Consider the following 21,495-nt stretch of genomic DNA (forward strand, 5'->3'; position numbering starts at 1 on the left):
TGGAGGAGCGCAGCGGGGGAACCGTGCGATTCCGTGGGGTGGAACTCATGGGAACGATTGTCCCATCACGCCTCCGGCAGGCTGCGGACGGCTGCCGGGATGGCACGCGCCACGTCACCGGCGACGATCGGGCCGCCGTGCGCGGCCAGGGTGGCGGCGGCCCCGTGCAGCCACGAGCCGACCGAGGCCGCGTCGTACGGCGAGAGGCCGGCGGCCAGCAGGGCCCCGATCAGCCCACCGAGCACGTCACCGGCTCCGGCCGTCGCCAGCCAGGGCGTGCCGGTGGTCGTCACCCGCACCCGGCCCTGCGGGGTCGCGACCAGCGTGTGCCGGCCCTTGAGCAGCACCACGCAGCCGTACGTCGCAGCCGCGTGGCGCGCGTGCTCGAGCGGCCGGGCCTCGATCGTGGCGCGGTCCACGCCGAGCATCCGGGACAGCTCGCCGGCGTGCGGCGTCAGCACGGCCGGCACCGGCAGCGGCCCGTCCGCGTGGGCAAGCGCATCGGCGTCGACCACCACGGGCACCCCGTCGGCCAGGGCCGCACGCAGCTCGTCCCCGGCGTGGTCGCCACCCCCGGACCCGACCACCCACGCCTGCACCTGGCCGGCGCCCACCACCTCGGGATGGGCCGCGCGGACCCGGTCGGCCACGGAGGCGTCCCCGACGTACCGCACCATCCCGCACAGGCCGCTGGACGCGCCGGACACGCTGAGCAGCGCGGCGCCGGGGTACTGCGCCGAGCCCGCGCGCACGCCGACCACGCCGCGCTGGTACTTCTGGACCTCGCCGTGCGGGCGCGGCAGCAGCGCCGCCACGTCCTCGGGCTGCAGCGACTCCACCGGCGCCTGCGGCAGGTCGAGGCCGATGTCCACGAGCTGCACCACGCCGCAGGCCGCGGCCGCCGGGTCGACCAGGTGGGCGACCTTGTGGGTGCCGAACGTGACCGTGACCGCCGCCGTCACGTGCGGTCCGTCGAGCTCACCGGTGTCGACGCCGACGCCCGACGGCGTGTCGACGGCCACCACGGGCACGCCCGCGACCGTGGCGAGGGCCGCGACCGCGTCGTCTCGCAGGCCGCCCTGGCCACCGATGCCGACGATCCCGTCGACCACGAGGTCGGGCCGGCGCGGTTCGCCGGTGATCGTGCGGCCCCCGGCCGCGCGCAGGGCCGCGACGCCGCCCGCGTGCGCCCGCTCGGAGAGCAGCCACGCCTCGACCTGGACGCCCCGCCGGGCGAGCAGCGCCCCGGCGTACAACGCGTCCCCGCCGTTGTCGCCCGACCCCACCAGCAGCAGCACCCGTCGTCCGTACGCCGACCCCAGCAGGTCCAGCGCGGCGTACGCCAGCCCGGCCGCGGCCCGCTGCATCAGCGCACCCTCCGGCAGCGTGGCCATCAGCTCGGCCTCGGCCGCCCGCACCTGCTCAGTCGTGTGCGCGCTCCTCATGCCCCTCACGCTAGCGGGCTCCGCGGGGACGGGTCGTGTGCCTGAGCACGGTGCCTGGACCCGCTCAGGACTCCAGCACCACCACGGCGGAGGCGATGCCGGCGTCGTGGGAGAGCGAGACGTGCACCGAGGCGACACCCAGCTCGGTGGCCTGGCGCAGGACGGACCCGCGCATCTCGAGCACCGGACGGCCCGACTCCTCGGAGACGACCTCGGCGTCGTGCCAGTGCATGCCGACCGGCGCGCCGAGCGCCTTGGCCAGCGCCTCCTTGGCCGCGAACCGCGCCGCCAGGGACGCCAGCGGCCGGCCGGCCTCGTGAGCGGTGAACAGCCGGTCGGCGAGACCGGGGGTGCGGGCCAGCGAGACCCCGAACCTCTCGACGTCCACCACGTCGATGCCGACCCCGACGATCACGTGCGCCTACTCGACCGTGACGGACTTGGCGAGGTTGCGCGGCTGGTCGACGTCGTGGCCCATCACGGTCGCCAGCTCGCAGGCGAACAGCTGCAGCGGCACGACCGCCACCAGCGGCTGGAGGAGCACGGGGACCTGGGGCAGGCGGATCACCACGTCGGCGTACGGCGTGATCGCGTCGTCACCCTCCTCGACCAGGCAGATCGTGCGAGCCCCTCGGGCGCGGACCTCCTGGATACCGCTGACCATCTTGTCCCGCAGCTGGTCCCGGCCGGCGGGCGGCACCACGCAGAACACCGGCAGCCCCTGCTCGACCAGCGCGATCGGCCCGTGCTTGAGCTCACCCGCGGCGAACCCCTCCGCGTGGAGGTAGGCCAGCTCCTTGAGCTTCAGCGCTCCCTCGAGCGCCACCGGGTAGCCCGCGTGGCGGCCCAGGAACAGCACCGAGGTCGCGTCGCCGTGCTCGCGCGCCAGCTCGTAGACGCTCGCGTCGTCGTCGAGGACCCGCTGGATGTGGGCCGGCATCTCCTCCAGCTGGTTCATCACCTCGTCGATCTCGTCGCCGTACCGCGTGCCCTTGACCTGGGCGAGGTACAGCGCGAGCAGGTAGCACGCGACCAGCTGGGTGAGGAAGCCCTTGGTCGACGCGACCCCGATCTCGGGGCCCGCGTGGGTGTAGATGACCGCGTCGGACTCGCGCGGGATCGTCGAGCCGTTGGTGTTGCAGATCGCGAGGACCTTGGAGCGCTGGGTGCGCGCGTGCCGGATCGCCTGCAGGGTGTCGGCGGTCTCCCCCGACTGGCTGATCGCGACGACGAGCGTGGAGTAGTCGAGGATCGGGTCGCGGTAGCGGAACTCCGAGGCCAGCTCGACCTCGACCGGCGTGCGGGTCCAGTGCTCGATGGCGTACTTCGCGACCATGCCGGCGTAGAACGACGTCCCGCACGCGATGATGATGATCTTGTCGACGTCGCGCAGCTCCTGGTCGGAGAGCCGCATCTCGTCCAGGTGCAGGTGGCCCTCGGGCGTACGCCGGCCCAGCAGCGAGTCGGCGACCGCGTGCGGCTGCTCGTAGATCTCCTTGCGCATGAACCAGTCGTGGCCGTCCTTCTCGGCGGCCGAGAGGTCCCAGTCGACGTGGTAGCGCCGGCCCTCCGCGGGCGTGCCGTCGAAGCCGGTGACCGACACGCCCTCGCGGGTGATCGTCACGACCTGGTCCTGGCCGAGCTCCAGGGCCTCCCGGGTGTGCTCGATGAACGCCGCGACGTCGGAGCCGAGGAAGTTCTCGCCCTCGCCGATGCCGACGACCAGCGGTGAGTTGCGCCGGGCGGCGACGACCCGCGAGGGGTCCTGGGCGTCGACGGCGACGAGGGTGAACGCGCCCTCGAGGCGCCGTACGACGCGCTGCATCGCCTCGGTGAGGTCCGCGCCGGCGGCCACCTCCGCCTCGAGCAGGTGCGCGGCGACCTCGGTGTCGGTCTCGGAGAGCAGCCGGTGCCCGGCGGCCTCGAGCTCGTCCCGCAGTTCGGCGAAGTTCTCGATGATGCCGTTGTGCACGAGCCCCACGCGCGCCGCCCGTCCCAGGTGCGGGTGGGCGTTGACGTCGTTCGGCGCACCGTGGGTGGCCCACCGGGTGTGCCCGATGCCGGTCGTCGAGGCCGGCAGCGGGCTGTCGACGATCGCCTTCTCGAGGTTGGCCAGCTTGCCGGCCCGCTTGTCGGTGGCCAGCGCCCCGTCCGCGACCAGCGCGATCCCGGCGGAGTCGTAGCCGCGGTACTCCAGCCTCCGGAGCCCCTCGATGACGACGTCCTGAGCAGCCTGGTGACCTACGTAACCCACGATCCCGCACACGGGTGTCACTGTAACGGCGGGCCTTTGCAACAATCGCCATCATGCCCTCTCACGGCGCTGCCCACGGCGAGGTGACCCCCGCCGACGCCGGTCGGGAGTCCTCCCCCTATCTCGAGCTGGACCGCTCCGCCTGGGCGGCGCTCGCCAGCGAGGTGGAGAACCCTCTCAGCGCCGAGGAGATCCAGCGCCTGCGCGGGCTCGGGGACCAGCTCGACCTCGACGAGGTCCAGCAGATCTACCTCCCGCTCTCCCGGCTCCTGAGCCTGTACGTCGAGTCCGCGAGCGGGCTGTACCGCCGCCAGGAGGAGTTCCTCCACCAGGACCAGCCGCCGCGCACGCCGTTCGTGATCGGCCTGGCCGGCTCGGTGGCGGTCGGCAAGTCCACGACCGCACGTGTCCTGCAGCAGATGCTCGCCCACTGGCCGCAGCACCCGAATGTCGCGCTGGTGACCACCGACGGCTTCCTGTACCCCAACGCCGAGCTCGAGCGGCGCGGCCTGCTCCAGCGCAAGGGGTTCCCGGAGTCCTACGACCGCCGCGCCCTGCTGCGGTTCGTGGTGGACATCAAGTCCGGCAAGGACGAGGTGCTGGCCCCGACGTACTCCCACCTCGTCTACGACGTGGTGCCCGACGAGAAGGTCGTGGTCCGCCGGCCCGACATCGTGATCATCGAGGGCCTCAACGTCCTGCAGCCGCCGCGTGCGCGTGAGGACGGCCGCACCGGTCTCACGCTGAGCGACTTCTTCGACTTCAGCGTGTACGTCGACGCCGCGACCAGCACGATCCGCGACTGGTACGTCTCCCGCTTCCTGCGACTGCGGGAGACCGCGTTCCAGGACACCGGGTCCTACTTCGCCAAGTACGCCACGCTGTCCGCCGACGAGGCGGTCGCGGAGGCCGGGCGGATCTGGGACACGATCAACGGGCCCAACCTGACCCAGAACGTGCTCCCGACCCGCTCGCGCGCCACGCTGGTCCTGCGCAAGGACCGCGACCACTCGGTGCGCTACGTGCGGCTGCGCAAGCTCTAGCCCGATCAGGGGGCGAGCCGCAGGCTGGTGAGGACCGCCTCGACCTGCTCCTCTGGCAGCGTCCCCGGCGCGCCGGCGTCCGCCACGACGACCACCCGAGTGTCGCCGGCCAGCACCATCGCGACGTACACCTGCGGCGTGCCGCAGCGACCGGTCGCCGGTGGGTCCACCTGCGCCCACCGAAGCCGCGCGACGGTGCCGTCGGGGAGCCTGAGACGACCCTCCGCCTGCGAGACCACCCGGCCGAGTCCTCTGAGCCATGCCCCGAAGCCCTGCCGGGTGAAGCCCGCGAAGCCGCGGTTGGAGTCCTTCGCGGCCGCGCAGTATCCCGGCCGGAACACCGCCGGGCCCCGGACCACGGCGGTGGGCCGGCCGGCGTCGTCGGCGTAGTAGATGCGCACCGCCCTCCCCTCCACCCGCCAGCGGTCGCCCGGCACCTCGAACGTCGCGCCGGTGCGGGGATCCCGCACGATCAGCCCGGCGGGATCACCCCGATCCGGTGCCGGTCGCTCCCGGTGCTCGTCGGCCCCCCACTGGGCCGTCGCGACCGCGCTCGTGCCCAGCACGGCGAGCGTGGCCAGCACGGCCAGCACCTGCGCGATCCGGACCCGCGTCATGCCGGGTGTCTACCCCGAGCCCCCCGTCTCGACACCGCCCCACCCGAGTCCTGTGGACGAGAACACCGGGCAACTGGCGCCGGGTCGGCCCGGCGCAGCCGGATCAGCCCAGGCCGGCGGTGACTCCTCCACCCAATCGGGCCCCAGCCACGTGGACAGCACACCGCCCATCCCGGATCACCCCGGATCACCCCGGATCAGCCCGAGCCAGCCCGGCTCAACCGACGTCGCGGCGCAGGGTGGTGAACCGGCCGGCGAGCGCGAGACCTCCGGCGTACGTCAGCAGCACGGCCAGCGCGACCGGACGCGACAGCAGCTCGGCGCCGCCGCCCAGCTCGCCGAAGAGACTGGAGCCGATCAACCCGTCGGCAGCGGCGCCAGGCAGGAACTTGGCAATCGCGTCCGTGGCGTCGAAGGAGCCGAGCGCGAGCCGAGCGATCGGCTCCACGAACTGGGTGAAGGCCAAGATCACCACGATCGCGGCGACCTGGTTGGGCACGACGCTGCCGAACGCGACGCCGATCATCGCCCACAAGGCGGTGACGACCACGCCCAGAGCCAGCACCTCGAGCACCGACCCGTCGGTGAGGAACGCGCCGTCACCCCATCCGGCGAGCAGCGGGGCGCTCGCGCCGACGACCGCGAGGGTGCCCACCACGCCGTACAGCAGCCCGACGGGGAGCGTGGCCAGCAGCTTGGCACCGAGCAGTACGCCGCGGCGGGGCTCGACCAGCAGCGTCTGGGTGATGGTCTGGTGGCGGAACTCGGTGGTGATCGCCATGCTGCCGATGACCAGCGGGAACACGTAGCCGACGGCATTGGTCAGGGCGTAGATCGAGCGGGCCGCCTCCACCCCGTGCAGGGTCACCGAGTCGCTGCTCGGGTCCTCGGACGCGAACACGAACGACGAGGCCATCACCACGCCGATGAACGCGAGGTAGCCCGCGAGCACGAGCAGCAGCAGCCACCACATCCGGGTGCTCAGGAGCTTGCGGTACTCCGCGACCAGCGCGGCCCTCATGAGTCGCCCGCTGTGAGCCGCAGGAAGACGTCCTCGAGACCGGCGCCGCGACTGGCCAGCTGGTGCAGCTCGATCCCGGCGGCGTACGCCGCTGCCCCGGCCTCCGCCGCGAGCACGCCGGTGACCACGAGGCCGGGCCCCTCGGGGCGGGTCGTCCAGCCACGCTCGCGGCACAGGTCCGCAAGCGCCTGTGCCGCGGGCGACTCGACGTAGGTCTCGGGGGCCGCGAGCCCAGCGAGGTCGGCGAGCGAGGAGGCGTGGACCAGGCGGCCGGCAGCGATGATCACCACGTCGTCGACGGTGTGCTGCACCTCCGCGAGCACGTGGCTGGAGACCAGGACGGTGCGGCCCTGGGCCGCGAAGCTCCGCAGCAGCTGGCGCAGCCACACGATGCCCTCGGGGTCGAGCCCGTTCGCCGGCTCGTCGAGCACGATCGCCGGTGGGTCGCCCAGCAGCGCGGTGGCCAGTGCCAGCCGCTGCCGCATCCCCATCGAGTAGCCACCCACCCGCCGGACGGCGGCCTCGGCGAGCCCGACGAACTCCATCAGCTCGTGGCAGCGCGCCTTGTCGACACCGGCTTGCGGCGCGTAGGCCTCGAGGTGCCCGAGACCGGTGCGTCCGGGGTGGAACCCCGAGGACTCGATCGCGGCGCCGACGACCCGCGCCGGGGTCGGGTGCTCGGCGTACGGCCGGTCACCGACGAGCGCTCGTCCGGCCGTGGGCCGGGTCAGGCCGAGCAGCATCCGCAGCGTGGTGGTCTTGCCGGCCCCGTTGGGACCGAGGAACCCGGTCACCGCACCGGGTCGGACGCCGAAGCTCAGGTCGTCCACGGCGCGGATCGAGCCGAACGTCTTCCCCAGACCCTCCACGGCCAGCGCCGGGCCGGTCGTCCCGCTGAACCCCACGAGGGTCAGCCTAGGGCCCCCGCTGAGCGGCGCGGCAGCACCCCGCCCTAGAGGCTGAGCTGTCGCTTCACGACGTCGGCCAGCCTCCCGGCCACCGACACCGCCTCCTCCTGGGTGGCGGCCTCGACCATCACCCGGACGAGCTGCTCGGTGCCGGACGGTCGCAGCAGCACGCGACCGGTGTCGCCGAGCGCGGCCTCCTCCTCGGCGATCGCGGCGGCGAGCACCGGGTCCTCGTCGGCGCGGCTCTTGTCCACGTCGGGGACGTTGACCAGCACCTGCGGCAGCCGGGTGACGACCGACGCCAGCGCCTGCAGGCTCTGACCGGTCACCGCCATCCGCTCCAGCACGTGCAGCGCGGTCAGGATGCCGTCACCGGTGGTGGCGTGCTCGCTCATGATCACGTGGCCCGACTGCTCACCGCCGAGGGAGTAGCCCGACACCCGCATCGCCTCGAGCACGTAGCGGTCGCCGACCTTGGTCTGGCGTACGCCGACCCCCGCGGCACGCATGGCCTTGACGAACCCGAGGTTGCTCATCACGGTCGCGACCACGGTGTTCTTCGCCAGGTGGCCGGACTCGGCCATGCCGAGCGCGAGGACCGCGAGCAGCTGGTCGCCGTCGACGGTGTTGCCCTGGTGGTCGACGGCCAGGCAGCGGTCCGCGTCGCCGTCGAGGGCGAAGCCGACGTCGGCACCGTGCTCGACCACGGCGACCTGCAGCGGTCCGAGGTGGGTGGAGCCGCAGCCGTCGTTGATGTTCAGCCCGTCGGGGTCGACCCCGATCGCGATCACCTCGGCGCCGGCGGCGCGCAGCGCGCGGGGGCCGGCCTCGTGCGCCGCCCCGTTCGCGCAGTCGAGCACGACCTTGATGCCGTCGAGCGGCCGGCTGATCGTGCCGACCAGGTGCCCGACGTACTCCTCGACGGGGGTGGCGTACGGCGTGACCCGCCCGACGTCACCGCCCAGCGGCCGCTCCCACTCCTCGGCGAGGCGCTGCTCGATGAGCTTCTCGACGGCGTCGTCGAGCTTGTGGCCACCGCGGGCGAGGAACTTGATGCCGTTGTCGGGCATCGGGTTGTGCGAGGCGCTGATCACCACGCCGAGGTCGGCACCGAGGGCGTCGGTCATGTAGGCGACGGCCGGGGTGGGCAGCACCCGCAGCCGCAGCACGTCGACGCCCGCGGAGGCGAGCCCCGCGACGACCGCGTGCTCGAGGAACTGTCCGGAGATGCGAGTGTCCCGGCCGACGACGGCGAGGGGACGGTGCCCCTCGAACTCGCCCCGGTCGGCCAGGACACGGGCAGCGGCGACGGAGAGGTCCAGGGCGAGCTCGGCGGTCAGCTGACCGTTCGCCAGGCCCCGGACCCCGTCCGTGCCGAAAATCCGCTTCATCTACTACTCACCCTCCGACAGGCGTCGCGTGGCGGAGTGCATGGCAAGGCGGAGGAGGGAAGGCGGCCCGGGTTTGGCCGTCGACCGACGACAACGCAGCCAGGCGCCCGCCCACGCGGCGCCTGATCAGCGCTTGGAGAACTGCGGGGCCTTCCGGGCCTTCTTGAGACCGGCCTTCTTGCGCTCGATGACGCGGGCGTCACGCGTGAGCAGCCCGGCCTTCTTGAGCGAGGGGCGGTTGGCCTCGACGTCGATCGCGTTCAGGCAGCGGGCCACACCGAGGCGCAGGGCGCCGGCCTGGCCGGTGATGCCGCCGCCGTGGATGCGGGCGATGACGTCGAAGCGACCCTCGAGCTGGAGGTTCGCGAACGGCTCGTTCACGACCTGCTGGTGCAGCTTGTTGGGGAAGTAGGAGTCCAGGGTGCGGCCGTTGACGGTCCACTGGCCGGTGCCCGGGACGATCCGGACGCGGGCGACCGCCTCCTTGCGGCGGCCGGTGGCGTTGGCCGGGGCGATGGTGGCGGGACGCTGCGGGGCGTCGGCGGACGGGGCGCTCTCCGAGCTGTAGGCGATGCCCTGCTCGTCGGCCTCGTAGGTCTCCTCGACCTCGCTGGTGGTGTCGCTCATGTTCCTCAGGCTTTCTCAGTGCTCGTACAGGCGGATTACTGGGAGATCTGCTTGATCTCGAACGGCGTGGCCTTCTGGGCCTCGTGCGGGTGGTTGGGCCCGGAGTAGACCTTCAGCTTCTTCAGCATCTGACGGCCGAGCTTGTTCTTCGGGAGCATGCCCCACACGGCCTTCTCGATGGCCTTGCGAGCGTCCTTCTCCAGGATCTCGCCGATCGGGGTGGCAGAGAGACCGCCCGGGTAGCCGGAGTGCCGGTACGCCATCTTGGTGGTCTTCTTGTCACCCGACAGGGCGACCTTCTCCGCGTTGACGATGATGACGAAGTCACCGGTGTCGACGTGGGGGGCGAACATCGCCTTGTGCTTGCCGCGCAGGAGGTTGGCGGTCTGCACCGCCAGGCGGCCGAGGACGACGTCGGTGGCGTCGATGACGAGCCACTCGCGCTGGATGTCGCCGGGCTTGGGACTGTACGTGCGCACGGAAGAGTTTCCTTCTTCGTTCGTCGGGCCCCGGAGAGCTGCTGCTCCCGGGTGGTGGAGCCACGCCTTCTGACGAACACGGCCCGGCTGCTCACCGAGGTGAGGTCCGGATCTGCACCCGCTCCCCGTGGCACGGAAAGTCCATGAACACCATCGGAGCGAGCGCGGCAGGAGGCGCGACTGACAAGAGTACGGGGCGCTCGACGTACAGGTCAAAAGGGCAGGCGCTCCCGGACGGGCTCCTGGCAACCGTCCATTCTCCACCCACGGACACCGGGTTTCGCATGCCGCCACGCCGCAGACTAAGTTGGCAGGCGTGACTGAATCCCTCACCGTCCGCGACAACCGCACCGGACAGGAGTACGAGGTCCCGATCACCGACGGCACCATCAAGGCCGCTGATCTGGGCAAGATCAAGGCCGAGGAGGACACGCCGGGCCTGGCGGTCTACGACCCCGGCTTCGTGAACACTGCCTCGTGCCGCAGCTCCGTCACCTTCATCGACGGCGACAAGGGCATCCTGGAGTACCGCGGGTACCCCATCGAGCAGCTGGCGGAGAAGTCCAGCTTCCTCGAGGTCGCCTACCTGCTGATCCACGGCAGCCTGCCGACGAAGGCCGAGTACGAGTCCTGGGTGCACGAGATCACCTACCACACGTTCGTCCACGAGAACGTCAAGGAGTTCATGCAGGGCTTCCGGTACGACGCGCACCCCATGGGGATGCTGATGGCGTCGGTCGGTGCTCTCTCGACGTTCTATCCCGACGCCCGCAACATCAGCGACGCCGACAACCGGCACATGCAGATCGTGCGGATGATCGCGAAGATGCCGACGCTCGGCGCCTGGTCGTTCCGGCACGCCCAGGGCAAGCCGTTCGTGTACCCCGACAACGAGCTCGGCTACACCGCGAACTTCCTCTCGATGCTGTTCAAGATGAGCGAGCACCGCTTCGAGGCCGACGAGCGCCTGGTCAAGGCCCTCGACGTGCTGTTCATCCTGCACGCCGACCACGAGCAGAACGCCTCGACCAACGCGGTCCGCTCGGTCGGGTCGACCCAGGTCGACCCGTACTCCTCGGTGGCGGCCGGCGTCGGTGCGCTCTACGGCCCGCTGCACGGCGGCGCCAACGAGGCGGTGCTGCGGATGCTGCGCCGGATCGGCACCAAGTCGAACATCCCCTCCTTCATCCAGGGGGTGAAGGACGGCAACGAGCGGCTGATGGGCTTCGGGCACCGGGTCTACAAGAACTACGACCCGCGCGCCAAGATCATCAAGAAGTCCGCCGAGGACGTCTTCGAGGTCACCGGCACCAACCCGCTGCTGGAGATCGCGCTGGAGCTGGAGAAGATCGCGCTCGAGGACGAGTACTTCGTCAAGCGCAAGCTCTACCCCAACGTCGACTTCTACTCGGGGCTGATCTACGAGGCCTTCCAGTTCCCGCCGGAGATGTTCACGGTGCTGTTCGCGATCGGCCGCACGCCGGGCTGGCTGGCCCAGTGGCTCGAGCTGGTCCAGGACAAGGAGCAGAAGATCGCGCGCCCGAAGCAGATCTACACCGGCGAGCGCGGCCTGGACTTCGTGCCCGCTGCCGAGCGTTGGGCGTGACCGGAGAGCGGTCCAGTTTTGTCGGCCGGCCGACGTTTCTCGACCTTGGACGACGAAGCTTCGTCGTCCAGCCACGAGTTTCGTCGGCCGGCCGATGAAACTCGCCATCCCCCAGGGAGTCGTCTTCGACCTCGGCAACGTGGTCATCGACTGGGACCCCTACCCCGCGATCGCGGCGGGCGTGGGGGCGGACGAGGCGAAGCGGTTCCTGGAGGCCGACGACTTCGACTTCATGGCGTGGAACCTCGGCCCCGACTCCGGTGACACGTGGGCGGACGCGGAGGACGCCGTACGCCGCAGCCACCCGCACTGGCTCGAGCACGCCCTGGCGTATCGCGCCCACTTCCTGGAGTCGCTGCTCGGGGAGGTGCCGGGCACCGGGGACGTGGTGCGCGACCTGCACGCCGCGGGGGTGCCGCTGTTCGCGCTGACCAACTGGTCGCACGAGCTCTACCCGCACGCCCCGGAGAACTTCGAGGTGATGGCGCTGTTCGACGACGTCGTCGTCTCCGGCACCGAGAAGGTCGCCAAGCCGGACGCCCGGGTGTTCGAGATCGTGGCGGAGCGCAGCGGGCTGCCGCTGGACCAGCTGGTCTTCGTCGACGACAAGCAGGCGAACGTCGACGCCGCGGCGGCGCTGGGCATGCAGGCGATCCTGTTCACCGACGCGGCCGCCCTGCGCACCGAGCTGCGCAGCCGCGGCCTGCCGGTCTGACGTCTACCGCTGGAGCGCCACGCTCTGGCGCACCGTCTTGCCGCGCGTCGGGTCGACGCTCACCGTCACCTGCTCGAGCTGGGACAGCTGTCGCCGGCCGGCGTCGGTGAGCCGCAGGCTCGCCGTGGTCGCACCACCGGCACGCAGGCCGACCGAGCCTCGCGCGAGCACGACGCCGTGCGCACGCACCGCCAGCGCGCCGCGCCCCGGCATCGAGGACAGCACCTGCAGGCTGAGGGCAGCGCCCCGGACCACGGCCCGCCCGGCGACGGTGGTCGTCGCCGTGCCGGGCAGGACGGTCACGGTGGCGCTGGCGGCGTTGTTGGCCGGGTTGGCGTCGGTCGAGACCGACGAGACGGTGGCGGTGTTGACCACGGTCACCGGGTCGTCGGTGCCCATGTCGGTGCCGACCCGGTCGTGGAGGCAGACCAGGTCGATCGTGGCGGTCTGGGCGCTGTTCGACGGGTTGTAGAGGCGGAACGCCCGCTCCTTGAGCCGGGGGTCGTGGCCCCACGTGGTCACGCCGGGCGGCAGGTCGAACGTCGCCACCACGCCCTTGGCGTCGTCGGGGCAGGCGACCTTGAACTCCGTGCCCTCGTCCGGGGTCAGCATCGGCACGCTCACCGTCCGGACCACGTGGGTGAAGTGGAGCTGGTGGGTGTGCCCACCCACGGCACTCGTGGTCGTCGAGAGGCACAGCGCACTGACGGTCACCGTGACCGGAGCGGCCGTGACGAAGGTCTGGGTCCACGTGCGTGCGGTCTGGTCGGTCTCCGAGGCGACCAGGGCAGCGCCCGCGGAGGAGAGGTCGTAGCCGGGCGCGATCGGAACGGTCCCGGCCCGGCAGGTCACGGCGACGTCGGTACGTCCGGCGGGCAGCGACTGAGTGGCCGTCACGGGGGCGCCGTCGACCAGCAGGTTGTGCCGGTGCCCGTCGTTGCCACCCTCGGTCGTGCCGGGGAGGCAGACGATGAACGCCTTCGCCTGCACGCGGCCGGTCGCGTCGTTGCGGATGACGCCCTTCCAGGTCCCGGTGCCGGTGCTCTGCGAGCTCAGCACCTTCACGTCGGCGAACGCGCCGGTCCCCTGGTCGACGTGGTCGATCCGGAAGTCACCGTCGCTGAGGATGTCGCCGGGGTTGCAGGCGAGCGTGATGCTGCGTTGCTGCCCGGGCTCGAGGTCGACCTGCGACTCGGGGTGGTACGGCGTCATCCAGTGGTCACCGCCGGGGTGGACGACCGGACCGGCACCGGCGATCGGGTTCGCGGTCACCGTGATCGTCACTGAGGTGGACGCTCCGGCCACGAGCGTGCCGACCGCGCAGCTCACCACACCGCCCGACACCGTGCACGGCGAGGTCGCCGACACGTAGGTGACTCCAGCGGGAAGCACGTCTTGGATCGTCACGCCGGTGGCGGTGGCGTCGCCGACGTTGGTGGCGGTCAGCACGTAGCTGAACGTGGAGCCGCCCAGGGGGGTGGCCGTCGACGCGGACTTCGTGATGGTGACGTCGGACGCGCCGGGGGTCTCCGGCGGCGTCGGGACGCACGCCTGGCTGGGGAAGAGGTTGAGGTGGGTCTCGAACCCGGACGAGAACGACTTCGCGATGACCTGCCCGATCGTGTGCCCGACGGAGGTGACCGTGACGGCGGCCCGGGGCGCGAGCAGATGCCCGGCCCACGCCGATCCGTAGGCCAGGGTCAGCGACGTGGCCTGGGGGAAGTTCCACACGAGGCCGCTCTGGGTGCCCTTGACATTGCCGTCGTTGACCTGGCTCCAGGTCGAGCCGGTGCGGAGCCACGCCTGGCCCGCGATGGTCACGTTCGTGCCGGGAACGTTGATGATCGTGGTGGCGTTCGCGGGCACGTCGTACCCGACGTGCTTGCCCGCGGCGAGCTCGGCGGCCTGGGCGCTCGTCAGGTCGAAGACGTTCAGCGAGGTGCTGGTCCCGGTGAGGATCAACGCGGCATTGCCGCCGGTGACCCCGGCCGTCACGGTGCCTGTGGCCGCCGCGGCGCCCCACTGGTCCGAGAGCGTGCGCAGCTGCGCGAACGCAGCAGCGAAGTCGACCGGGTTGCTGGCGAGGTAGTGGCCCGACCCGTTGAAGTTCACGCCGCTCTGGGGGCTGAGGTAGGCGCTGCCGTGCTGAAGGTTGTAGGTGCCGTGGCTGCCCACCACGACGAGCGACGCCGACCCGACCGGGAAGCCCGAGGCGTCCTTGTTCACCGTCATGCCGGAGGCCGTGTGGTTGCCACCGTAGGCGATGGCCCCCTCGGACTCGGCGCCCCGGGTGCCGTCGCCCTCGACGAACTCGGTCCACCCGGTGGCTGGACCGAACGCGTTCGAGACCGGCACACAGGTCGCGGGCGTGGTGGCACCGGCCGGCTCGACGATCGCGGTCTGCAGGCCGGCGAGTGTCAAGGCCCCGGAGACGAGTGCGATGGCCAGCGGCCGACGGACAGCGCGACGGGCGCGCGCGGACAGACAGATGTTCATCGAAACCAACCCCCCAGTAGGTCTACGGCCTCGACCATGCCAGAACGGAGGGGCGACGGACGCGGAACGTCGCAATCCTGTCTTGAGGGCTGGACCAGTCGCCGGGCCTCAGCCGTGACGTTGCAGTGCCCTGACCTCCGGGGAGAGCAGCGAGAGCAGGGCCGATCCGCCCATGACGCAGCCGACGACGACCAGCCACCGGTCGAAGCCGACGGCCTCGGCCACCGGCCCGACGAGGGTGTAGCCCAGCGGCCGGGCGACGAAGGACCCCACCAGGTCGAAGGCGAAGACCCGGGCGAGCTTGTCCTCGGCGATGTTCTCCTGGATCGAGAGCTGCCAGAACACGTCGAAGATCTGCAGGCCGACGCCGTGCAGGAACGCGCCGAGGAGGATCGGCCACAGGTGGTCGCTGAGCGCCATCGCCAGGGGGAACGCCGCGGTCAGCGACAGCAGGGCGGTGCCGATCGGGAGCGCCCGGCGGGGCCGCCACCGCAGGCAGATCAGTCCGCCGACGACGAACCCGGCCATCAGCGTGCCCAGGGCCAGGCCCCAGCTGGACCGGCCGAACTCGTCCCCGATCACGATCGGCCCGAGCACGGACTGCGCGCCGCCGTAGAAGAGGTGGTAGAGCAGCGCCTGGCCGATGAGCAGCCACAGCCAGGTGTGCCGCAGGACCTCGCGCAGGCCGTCACCGAGGTCGTCGAGGAACGACGCACGCGTGCCCTCCGGTCGCGTGTGGGGGACGTCGATGCGACCGAAGCAGAACGAGGCGACGGCGAACGTCGCGGCGTCCACGCCGATCGCCCAACCCGGTCCTGCAGCAGCGACCAGGACCCCGCCGACGGCGTACCCGACCACCGCGGCACTCGTCTGGAGGAGGCCGCGCATAGCGACCGCGGACCCGAGGCGCTCGGCCGGGACCGTCATCTTGGTCATCGCCGAGGACGAGGGCCCACTGAGGGCGCCCAGGCTGCCGTTGACGGCGCCGAACAGCGCGAGCAGCGGCACGCTGGCCCACCCGCCGATGACCAGCACCGCCACCACGGCCTGGCTCACCGCGCAGGCGGCGTTGGAGCCCTCCATCATCAGCTGCCGGGCGACGCGATCTCCGAGGACGCCGCCGAACAGCACCGTCACGACGTCGGCGAGGGCGTACGCCGCCACCACGAGCCCGATGTCGGAGGCCGAGCCGCCGAGGTCGAGCACCGCGAACGCCAGCGCGACCGGCGCGATCGCGTTGCCGAGCGAGCTGGTGGCCGAGCCCGTCACCAGCAGGCGGAAGTTGCGGAACCGCAGCGGACCGAGCCGGTCCTGCCGAGCGGACGGGTCATCGAGCGAGGGCACGCCGCTATCTAATTCGCCAGCGAACTATTCGTCAACGAATTATCTCCTACGATGGGTCCGTGGACCTTCAGGAGGACTGGGCCGACCGGCACGTGGCCCGCTGGCGCGACCACTGGATCGACGTCGACTTCGAGGACGACGTCGAGGCGATCGTGGTGCGCATCAGCCGGCTGGTCCAGCACTTCCGCACCTCCACGCAGGACGCACTGGCTGAGGTCGGGTTGCAGGACTTCGAGTACAAGACCCTGCACCACCTGATGATCCGCGACACCCCCGGACACGCCAGCCCGTCGGCGCTCGCCGCCGACCTCGGCATCAGCGGCGCCGGGATGACCGGCCGCCTGGACGGGCTCGAGAAGGCCGGATGGATCCAACGCCGCGCCCATGCCGACGACCGCCGCCGGGTGGAGATCGAGGTCACCCGCAGTGGGGCGCGGATCTGGCGGCAGGCCATGGACCTGCGTGGCCGGGCCGAGGACGACGTGGTCCACGTGCTCTCGCCGGCCGAGCGGGCCACCCTGGCGCGACTGCTGAAGAAGATGACGCTCGCGGTCGAGGCCGAGGAGGGCTGACCGCACGCCGTGCGTTTCTTCGGACCGCCCCAGCGCAGTCTCAGCAACGTCACAGGCGGCCCCCGCATGGTTGAGGCATGAACGACCAGCCCACCAGTCCGCCCCCGGGACCGGAGAACCCGTACAACTCCGCCGATCCTCAGGGCGGCAACCCTCAGGGCGCCCAGCCTCAGGGCCCCTACCCCCAAGGCCCCCATCCTCTGGGTCCGCCTCCGGAGGGTCCGCCGGCCTTTCCGGCGGGCTCGGCGAGCACGACGAACCTGACGGCGCCGCTGCCCGTCCAGCGTCGCCCTCGCCGTACGGGTCTCGCCGCCGCGGTCGTCGCGACCGCACTGGTGGCGGGTGGCGCGGCGGGTGTCGGCGGCGCAGCCGCCTGGAGCGCGTTCGATGACAACGGGTCCTCGAACGCGGGCAGCCCCGACACCCGCACGACCTCCCAGGTGGTCGACAGCCCCGACTCCGAGGCACCGGCCGGCTCGGTGGAGCAGGTGGCCGCCAAGGTGCTGCCCTCGGTCGTCGAGATCGACGTCTCGGGAGCGCAGGGCGCGGGCTCCGGCTCGGGCATCATCCTCAGCTCCGACGGCGAGATCCTGACGAACAACCACGTGGTCGAGCTGGCCGGCGACGGCGGCACGATCAGCGTCTCGTTCAACGACGGCTCGACCGCCAAGGCCGAGGTCCTTGGCACCGACCCGTTGACCGACACCGCCGTCATCAAGGCCCAGGACGTCTCCGGCCTGGTGCCCGCGACCATCGGCAAGTCGAGTGACCTCAAGGTCGGTGAGAGCGTGGTCGCGATCGGCTCGCCGTTCGGGCTCGACTCGACCGTCACGAGCGGCATCGTCAGCGCGCTGAACCGGCCCGTGGACGTCGGCTCGGACGGCCAGGGCAACAGCACGACGTACCCCGCCATCCAGACCGACGCCGCGATCAACCCCGGCAACAGCGGCGGCGCGCTGGTCGACCTCAACGGCAACGTCGTCGGCATCAACTCCTCGATCCGCACGGCCAGCTCCAGTGAGGGCGAGGCCGGCTCGATCGGGCTCGGGTTCGCGATCCCGATGGACGAGGTGATGCCGATCGTCGACCAGATGCGCAACGGCGAGACGCCGACCCACGCCCGGCTCGGCATCTCCGTCTCCCCCGTCGGCGCCAACCAGCCCGGCGCGACGGTCACCGAGGGCGCGCAGATCCAGGAGGTCACCAGCGGATCGACGGCCGACAACGCCGGCCTCGCCAAGGGCGACGTGATCACCAAGGTCGACGACCACCTGATCAAGGACGCCGACTCCCTGGTCGCCACGATCCGGTCCTACCGGCCCGGCGACAAGGTCAGCGTCACCTACACCCACGACGGCGACTCCAAGACCGTCACCCTCGAGCTGGACTCGGACGCGAAGGCATCCAACTCCTGACCCAGCTCCCCCGAACCTTTCTCGCCTCCGGGAAGGGATCAGGGCCCCACCGGCACAGCAGGTCCGTCTCCCGTCACGCCGGTGGGGCCCTTTCTCGTGCCGAGGAAGGCACGCCGGTCGATGAACGGGGCCAGTGCAACCGATCTCGATACGCCGGTCACGACCTCCTCCGTCGGTCGCGCGGCTACTCGATCCGGCGCCCGGGTCTCAGCCCTCGCAAGCTCGGGCTGAGGGCGCTCGCTTCTGGAACTCCCCGAGGCGACCGATCGGCGCGAAGCCCAGGCGCTCGTTCACCGCGACCATGTGCGCGTTGACCTCGGCGTTGTACGTCGTGACCAGCACGATGTCGGGCCGCTCGGCCTGCAGCAGCCGCAGGTTGGCCACCTTCACCGCCATCCCGAGCCGATGACCCCGCGCGTCGCGGCGCACCAGGGTGCCCCACTGGTAGGCCTTGCCGGGCTCGTGGATCGTGGTCGCGAGATCGGAGTAGGCGACCACGTGGCCGGCCGGGTCCAGCGCGACGGTGTTGTACTTCGTCCGACCCTGCGCCACCTGGTTGGCCTCGGCCTCGCGGAGCACCGCCACGTCCACTGACTCCGCCTCGCGGTGCATCTCGCCGGCCGGGGCCTCGGTGTTGAGCGTCGAGGACAGCCGCACCCAGCCCTCGGCGAGCTCGTCGGGCACCGGACCGGCCCACGACCTCAGCTCGTAGCCCGCGTGGTGATCCTCGGCCTCGGCTGCGAGGTCGTCGAGGACCCCGTCGAGCACCGGCAGTCGGAGCACGCGCTTGACGTCGCCGAGCCCGAGGCTGAAGCCGCGGGCCGCAGCAAAGGCCGGCCCGGCCTCGCCGGCACCGTCGGGCCCGGCGTCGTACGGCCAGGACGACTCGGCGTGGAGGACGGTGCGGCCGGCGTCGCGGGCGCGCTGCTCGAGGTGGGCGAGCAGCGCGGAGCCGTGGCCATGGCGGCGGGCGTCCGGCACCACGTGCACCATCAGCTCGGCGGTGTCGGTGTTGTCGACGAGCGGCGCGCGGAGGAGCCCGGCGGCGACCAGCCGACCGGCCGTCACCCCGGTGTACGCGGTCATGCGGTGCCGCGTCCCCTGGTCCTGCAGCATCGCCCGTACCTCCTCGAGCTGCCACGGTGAGGTGACGCCCTCGGGTGCGGCGAGGTCGGAGGCGAGGTACGCCGCGTGCCACGCCTCCAACGCGTCGGAGTCGAAGGGGTCGACCTCGCGGACCTGCAGGGCGCTCATCGGACCCGCTGCACCCGGCCCTCGTCCCACACCGGCCCGTCGGACTCGTAGACCTCACCGTCGGCGCCGTACACGAGGAACCGGTCGAAGCCCCGGGCGAACCAGCGGTCGTGGGTGACCGCCAGCACCGTGCCCTCGAACGCCTCGAGCCCCTCTTCCAGCGCCTCGGCGGACTGCACGTCGAGGTTGTCGGTCGGCTCGTCGAGCAGCAGCAGCGACGCGCCGGACAGCTCGAGCAGCAGGATCTGGAAGCGGGCCTGCTGGCCGCCGCTCAGCGACTCGAACCGCTGCTCGCCCGCGTGGGCCAGCTCGTAGCGGTCCAGCACCCGGCTGGCCTGCTCGCGCCCCATGCCGTCGCGACGCTCGTCGCCGCGGTGCAGGATCTCCAGCAGCGTGCGGCCCCGGAGCTCCGGGTGCTCGTGGGTCTGCACGAACCAGCCGGGGCGCACGCGTGCCCCCAGCTTGGCCAGACCGCCGTGCCGCACCGGTGCGATCTCCACCTCGCCGACCGGCTCGTGCTCCTTGTCGGGACGCGTCCCTCCGGCCGCGAGCAGTCGCAGGAAGTGGGACTTGCCCGACCCGTTCGAGCCGAGGACGGCCACCCGCTCGCCGTACCAGACCTCCAGGTCGAAGGGCTTCATCAGACCGGTCAGCTCCAGCTGCTCGCACACCACGGCCCGCTTGCCGGTGCGCCCGCCCTTGAGCCGCATCGTCACCTGCTGCTCGCGCGGCTGCTCGGTCGGCGGGCCGGCCTCCTCGAACTTGCGCAGCCGGGTCTGGGCCGCGCGGTACTGCGAGGCCATGCCGTCGTTGTACTCGGACTTGATCTTGTAGTGCAGCACCAGCTGCTTGAGCTTGGCGTGCTCCTCGTCCCAGCGCTTCCGCAGCTCCTCGAAGCGCGCGAAGCGGTCCGCGCGGGCCTGGTGGTAGGACGCGAACCCGCCCGGGTGCATCCACACGGTGTTGCCGGCCGATCCGAGCTCGACGGTGACCACGCGGGTCGCGGTGTTGTTGAGCAGCTCCCGGTCGTGGCTGATCATCAGCACGGTCTTGGCCGACTCGCGGATGCGCTCCTCGAGCCAGATCTTGCCGGGCACGTCGAGGAAGTTGTCGGGCTCGTCGAGGAGCAGCACCTCGTCGGGCCCGCGCAGCAGGTACTCCAGCACCAGCCGCTTCTGCTCACCGCCCGAGAGCGTGCTGAGCTCGCGGTACTTCACCCGGTCGAACGACACCCCCAGCGCCGCGGTCGCGCAGACGTCCCAGGTGACCTCGAGCTCGTAGCCGCCGGCGTCGGCGTACTCCGAGAGCGCATGCGCGTAGGCCATCTGCGACTTCTCGTCGTCGGTGTCCATCAGCGCCCGCTCGCAGGCGTCGACGTCGTACGCCGCGGCGCGGACCCGCGCAGGTGCGACGCTGAGCAGCAGGTCGGCGACCGTGGGCGCCTCGCCGAGCCCGGCACCGACCATCTGCCGCATGACCCCGAGGCCGCCCGAGCGGGTGACCACCCCGGCGTGCGGGGTCAGGTCGCCGGTGATGATCCGCAGCAGCGTGGTCTTGCCCGCGCCGTTCGCCCCGACCAGCGCGACCTTGGCACCCTCGCCCACCCGGAAAGACACGTCGTCCAGCAGCACTCGTCCGTCGGGCAGCTCATAGCGCACCCCGGCAACGTCCACGTGTCCCACGTCGACCGATTGTCCGGCATCGGATGCAACCGGGCACCAGGTTTACGTCTCACTGCCAGATGAACGAGTCGACCACGGGCCGCATGACCTCCGCGGCTTCGTCGAAGGAGTCAGCCTTCGCCTGCACGAGCAGGAGGGCGCTGACCCCGTGGCCGGTGACCGGGACCAGCACCTTGTGCATCCAGGGCCGGCGGGTGTGGTCGGCGCAGTCGAAGGCGGGGCCGTCCCAGATCGGGTTGTCGTCGACCCGGCGGCACGGAAGGCCGTAGGCGTCGATGTAGCCGGTGACCGTCTCGATGGCCCGCTGCTCCGCCGTGTCCTCCCCGTCGAACACGCTCACGACCAGGTGCTCGTCCTGCTCAGGCCCTTCGGCGACCAGCACGGTCGGCGGCTCCATGTGGTCCGGCGCGGGCTGCCACTCGGCCGGCAGGTCGAGTGCGATCGCCCCGTCGGCGATCTCGACCTCCCGCGACGGCAGGTCACCGCCGTACGCACAGCCCGCGAGGGGCAGGAAGGCCAGGAGCGCTGCGAGCAGGCAGAGGGTCGTCGTGAGTCTCGTCATGGGAGGAGGCTTCCCCGCTCCCGGCGCCCGCCCGGCGCTTCTCCACAGGACGGCCGGACAGGCA

The 21,495-nt window shown here is 71.6% G+C and carries 19 protein-coding genes; 5 read left to right on the forward strand and 14 right to left on the reverse strand.

Annotated features, from left to right (window positions below; translation table 11 throughout):
• Positions 1–65 precede the first annotated feature (65 nt).
• The 3 genes from AC3ANS_RS19165 to glmS all read right to left on the reverse strand — a co-directional run bounded on the left by AC3ANS_RS19165 (position 66) and on the right by glmS (position 3,711).
• Positions 66–1,445 carry an NAD(P)H-hydrate dehydratase gene (locus tag AC3ANS_RS19165; protein ID WP_488293171.1) on the reverse strand — a complete coding sequence of 460 codons (1,380 nt, stop codon included), beginning with the start codon at positions 1,443–1,445 and terminating at the stop codon, positions 66–68.
• A 64-nt stretch (positions 1,446–1,509) separates the two neighbouring features.
• Positions 1,510–1,860 carry a holo-ACP synthase gene (locus tag AC3ANS_RS19170; protein WP_488293172.1) on the reverse strand — a complete coding sequence of 117 codons (351 nt, stop codon included), beginning with the start codon at positions 1,858–1,860 and terminating at the stop codon, positions 1,510–1,512.
• A gap of 6 nt (positions 1,861–1,866) precedes the next feature.
• Positions 1,867–3,711: a glutamine--fructose-6-phosphate transaminase (isomerizing) gene (glmS, locus tag AC3ANS_RS19175; protein WP_488293173.1), complete on the reverse strand. Its 1,845-nt coding sequence runs from the start codon at positions 3,709–3,711 to the stop codon at positions 1,867–1,869.
• Positions 3,712–3,752: 41 nt separating this feature from the next.
• Here glmS and coaA point away from each other — a divergent pair, with 41 nt between their 5' ends.
• A complete protein-coding gene (coaA, locus tag AC3ANS_RS19180) occupies positions 3,753–4,742 on the forward strand; it encodes a type I pantothenate kinase (protein ID WP_488293174.1) in 990 nt (329 codons plus the stop codon).
• A gap of 5 nt (positions 4,743–4,747) precedes the next feature.
• Here coaA and AC3ANS_RS19185 read toward each other — a convergent pair whose 3' ends face one another.
• From AC3ANS_RS19185 to rplM, 6 genes are all read right to left on the reverse strand, one after another.
• Positions 4,748–5,359: a DUF8017 domain-containing protein gene (locus tag AC3ANS_RS19185; protein WP_488293175.1), complete on the reverse strand. Its 612-nt coding sequence runs from the start codon at positions 5,357–5,359 to the stop codon at positions 4,748–4,750.
• A 217-nt stretch (positions 5,360–5,576) separates the two neighbouring features.
• Positions 5,577–6,380, reverse strand: a complete 804-nt coding sequence (locus AC3ANS_RS19190; RefSeq protein WP_488293176.1) for an ABC transporter permease — start codon at positions 6,378–6,380, stop codon at positions 5,577–5,579.
• On the reverse strand, positions 6,377–7,285 hold the full coding sequence (locus tag AC3ANS_RS19195; RefSeq protein WP_488293177.1) for an ATP-binding cassette domain-containing protein: 909 nt from the start codon (positions 7,283–7,285) through the stop codon (positions 6,377–6,379). The genes AC3ANS_RS19190 and AC3ANS_RS19195 overlap by 4 nt, the downstream gene beginning before the upstream one ends.
• A gap of 47 nt (positions 7,286–7,332) precedes the next feature.
• On the reverse strand, positions 7,333–8,679 hold the full coding sequence (glmM, locus tag AC3ANS_RS19200; protein ID WP_488293178.1) for a phosphoglucosamine mutase: 1,347 nt from the start codon (positions 8,677–8,679) through the stop codon (positions 7,333–7,335).
• A gap of 126 nt (positions 8,680–8,805) precedes the next feature.
• The gene (rpsI, locus tag AC3ANS_RS19205) at positions 8,806–9,306 is read right to left on the reverse strand and encodes a 30S ribosomal protein S9 (protein WP_488293179.1); all 501 of its coding nucleotides are present in this window, start codon (positions 9,304–9,306) and stop codon (positions 8,806–8,808) included.
• Positions 9,307–9,341: 35 nt separating this feature from the next.
• The gene (rplM, locus tag AC3ANS_RS19210) at positions 9,342–9,785 is read right to left on the reverse strand and encodes a 50S ribosomal protein L13 (protein ID WP_488293180.1); all 444 of its coding nucleotides are present in this window, start codon (positions 9,783–9,785) and stop codon (positions 9,342–9,344) included.
• Positions 9,786–10,101: 316 nt separating this feature from the next.
• Between rplM and AC3ANS_RS19215 the strand changes: the two genes are divergently transcribed.
• Positions 10,102–11,391 (forward strand): citrate synthase, encoded by a 1,290-nt coding sequence (locus AC3ANS_RS19215; RefSeq protein ID WP_488293181.1) that lies wholly within the window; start codon positions 10,102–10,104, stop codon positions 11,389–11,391.
• A 94-nt stretch (positions 11,392–11,485) separates the two neighbouring features.
• Positions 11,486–12,106 carry an HAD family hydrolase gene (locus AC3ANS_RS19220; protein ID WP_488293182.1) on the forward strand — a complete coding sequence of 207 codons (621 nt, stop codon included), beginning with the start codon at positions 11,486–11,488 and terminating at the stop codon, positions 12,104–12,106.
• A gap of 3 nt (positions 12,107–12,109) precedes the next feature.
• Here AC3ANS_RS19220 and AC3ANS_RS19225 read toward each other — a convergent pair whose 3' ends face one another.
• Together AC3ANS_RS19225 and AC3ANS_RS19230 are read right to left on the reverse strand one after the other, a co-directional pair.
• Entirely contained in the window at positions 12,110–14,602 is a 2,493-nt protein-coding gene (locus AC3ANS_RS19225) for a choice-of-anchor A family protein (protein WP_488293183.1), read from the reverse strand.
• Between the two features lie 108 nt (positions 14,603–14,710).
• A complete protein-coding gene (locus AC3ANS_RS19230) occupies positions 14,711–15,946 on the reverse strand; it encodes an MFS transporter (protein WP_488293184.1) in 1,236 nt (411 codons plus the stop codon).
• Between the two features lie 59 nt (positions 15,947–16,005).
• Here AC3ANS_RS19230 and AC3ANS_RS19235 point away from each other — a divergent pair, with 59 nt between their 5' ends.
• Together AC3ANS_RS19235 and AC3ANS_RS19240 are read left to right on the forward strand one after the other, a co-directional pair.
• Positions 16,006–16,518: a MarR family winged helix-turn-helix transcriptional regulator gene (locus tag AC3ANS_RS19235; protein ID WP_488293185.1), complete on the forward strand. Its 513-nt coding sequence runs from the start codon at positions 16,006–16,008 to the stop codon at positions 16,516–16,518.
• Positions 16,519–16,595: 77 nt separating this feature from the next.
• Positions 16,596–17,933, forward strand: coding sequence for a S1C family serine protease (locus AC3ANS_RS19240; protein ID WP_488293186.1), 1,338 nt, complete (start codon positions 16,596–16,598; stop codon positions 17,931–17,933).
• 207 nt (positions 17,934–18,140) lie between these two features.
• Here AC3ANS_RS19240 and AC3ANS_RS19245 read toward each other — a convergent pair whose 3' ends face one another.
• The 3 genes from AC3ANS_RS19245 to AC3ANS_RS19255 are packed head-to-tail and all read right to left on the reverse strand — an operon-like array spanning position 18,141 to position 21,431.
• On the reverse strand, positions 18,141–19,187 hold the full coding sequence (locus tag AC3ANS_RS19245; protein WP_488293187.1) for a GNAT family N-acetyltransferase: 1,047 nt from the start codon (positions 19,185–19,187) through the stop codon (positions 18,141–18,143).
• On the reverse strand, positions 19,184–20,869 hold the full coding sequence (locus AC3ANS_RS19250; RefSeq protein ID WP_488293188.1) for an ABC-F family ATP-binding cassette domain-containing protein: 1,686 nt from the start codon (positions 20,867–20,869) through the stop codon (positions 19,184–19,186). Before AC3ANS_RS19250 ends, AC3ANS_RS19245 begins: the two co-directional genes overlap by 4 nt.
• A gap of 49 nt (positions 20,870–20,918) precedes the next feature.
• On the reverse strand, positions 20,919–21,431 hold the full coding sequence (locus AC3ANS_RS19255) for a hypothetical protein (protein ID WP_488293189.1): 513 nt from the start codon (positions 21,429–21,431) through the stop codon (positions 20,919–20,921).
• Between the last annotated feature and the right edge of the window lie 64 nt (positions 21,432–21,495).

Source organism: Nocardia sp. 149-1B, from assembly GCF_057747975.1.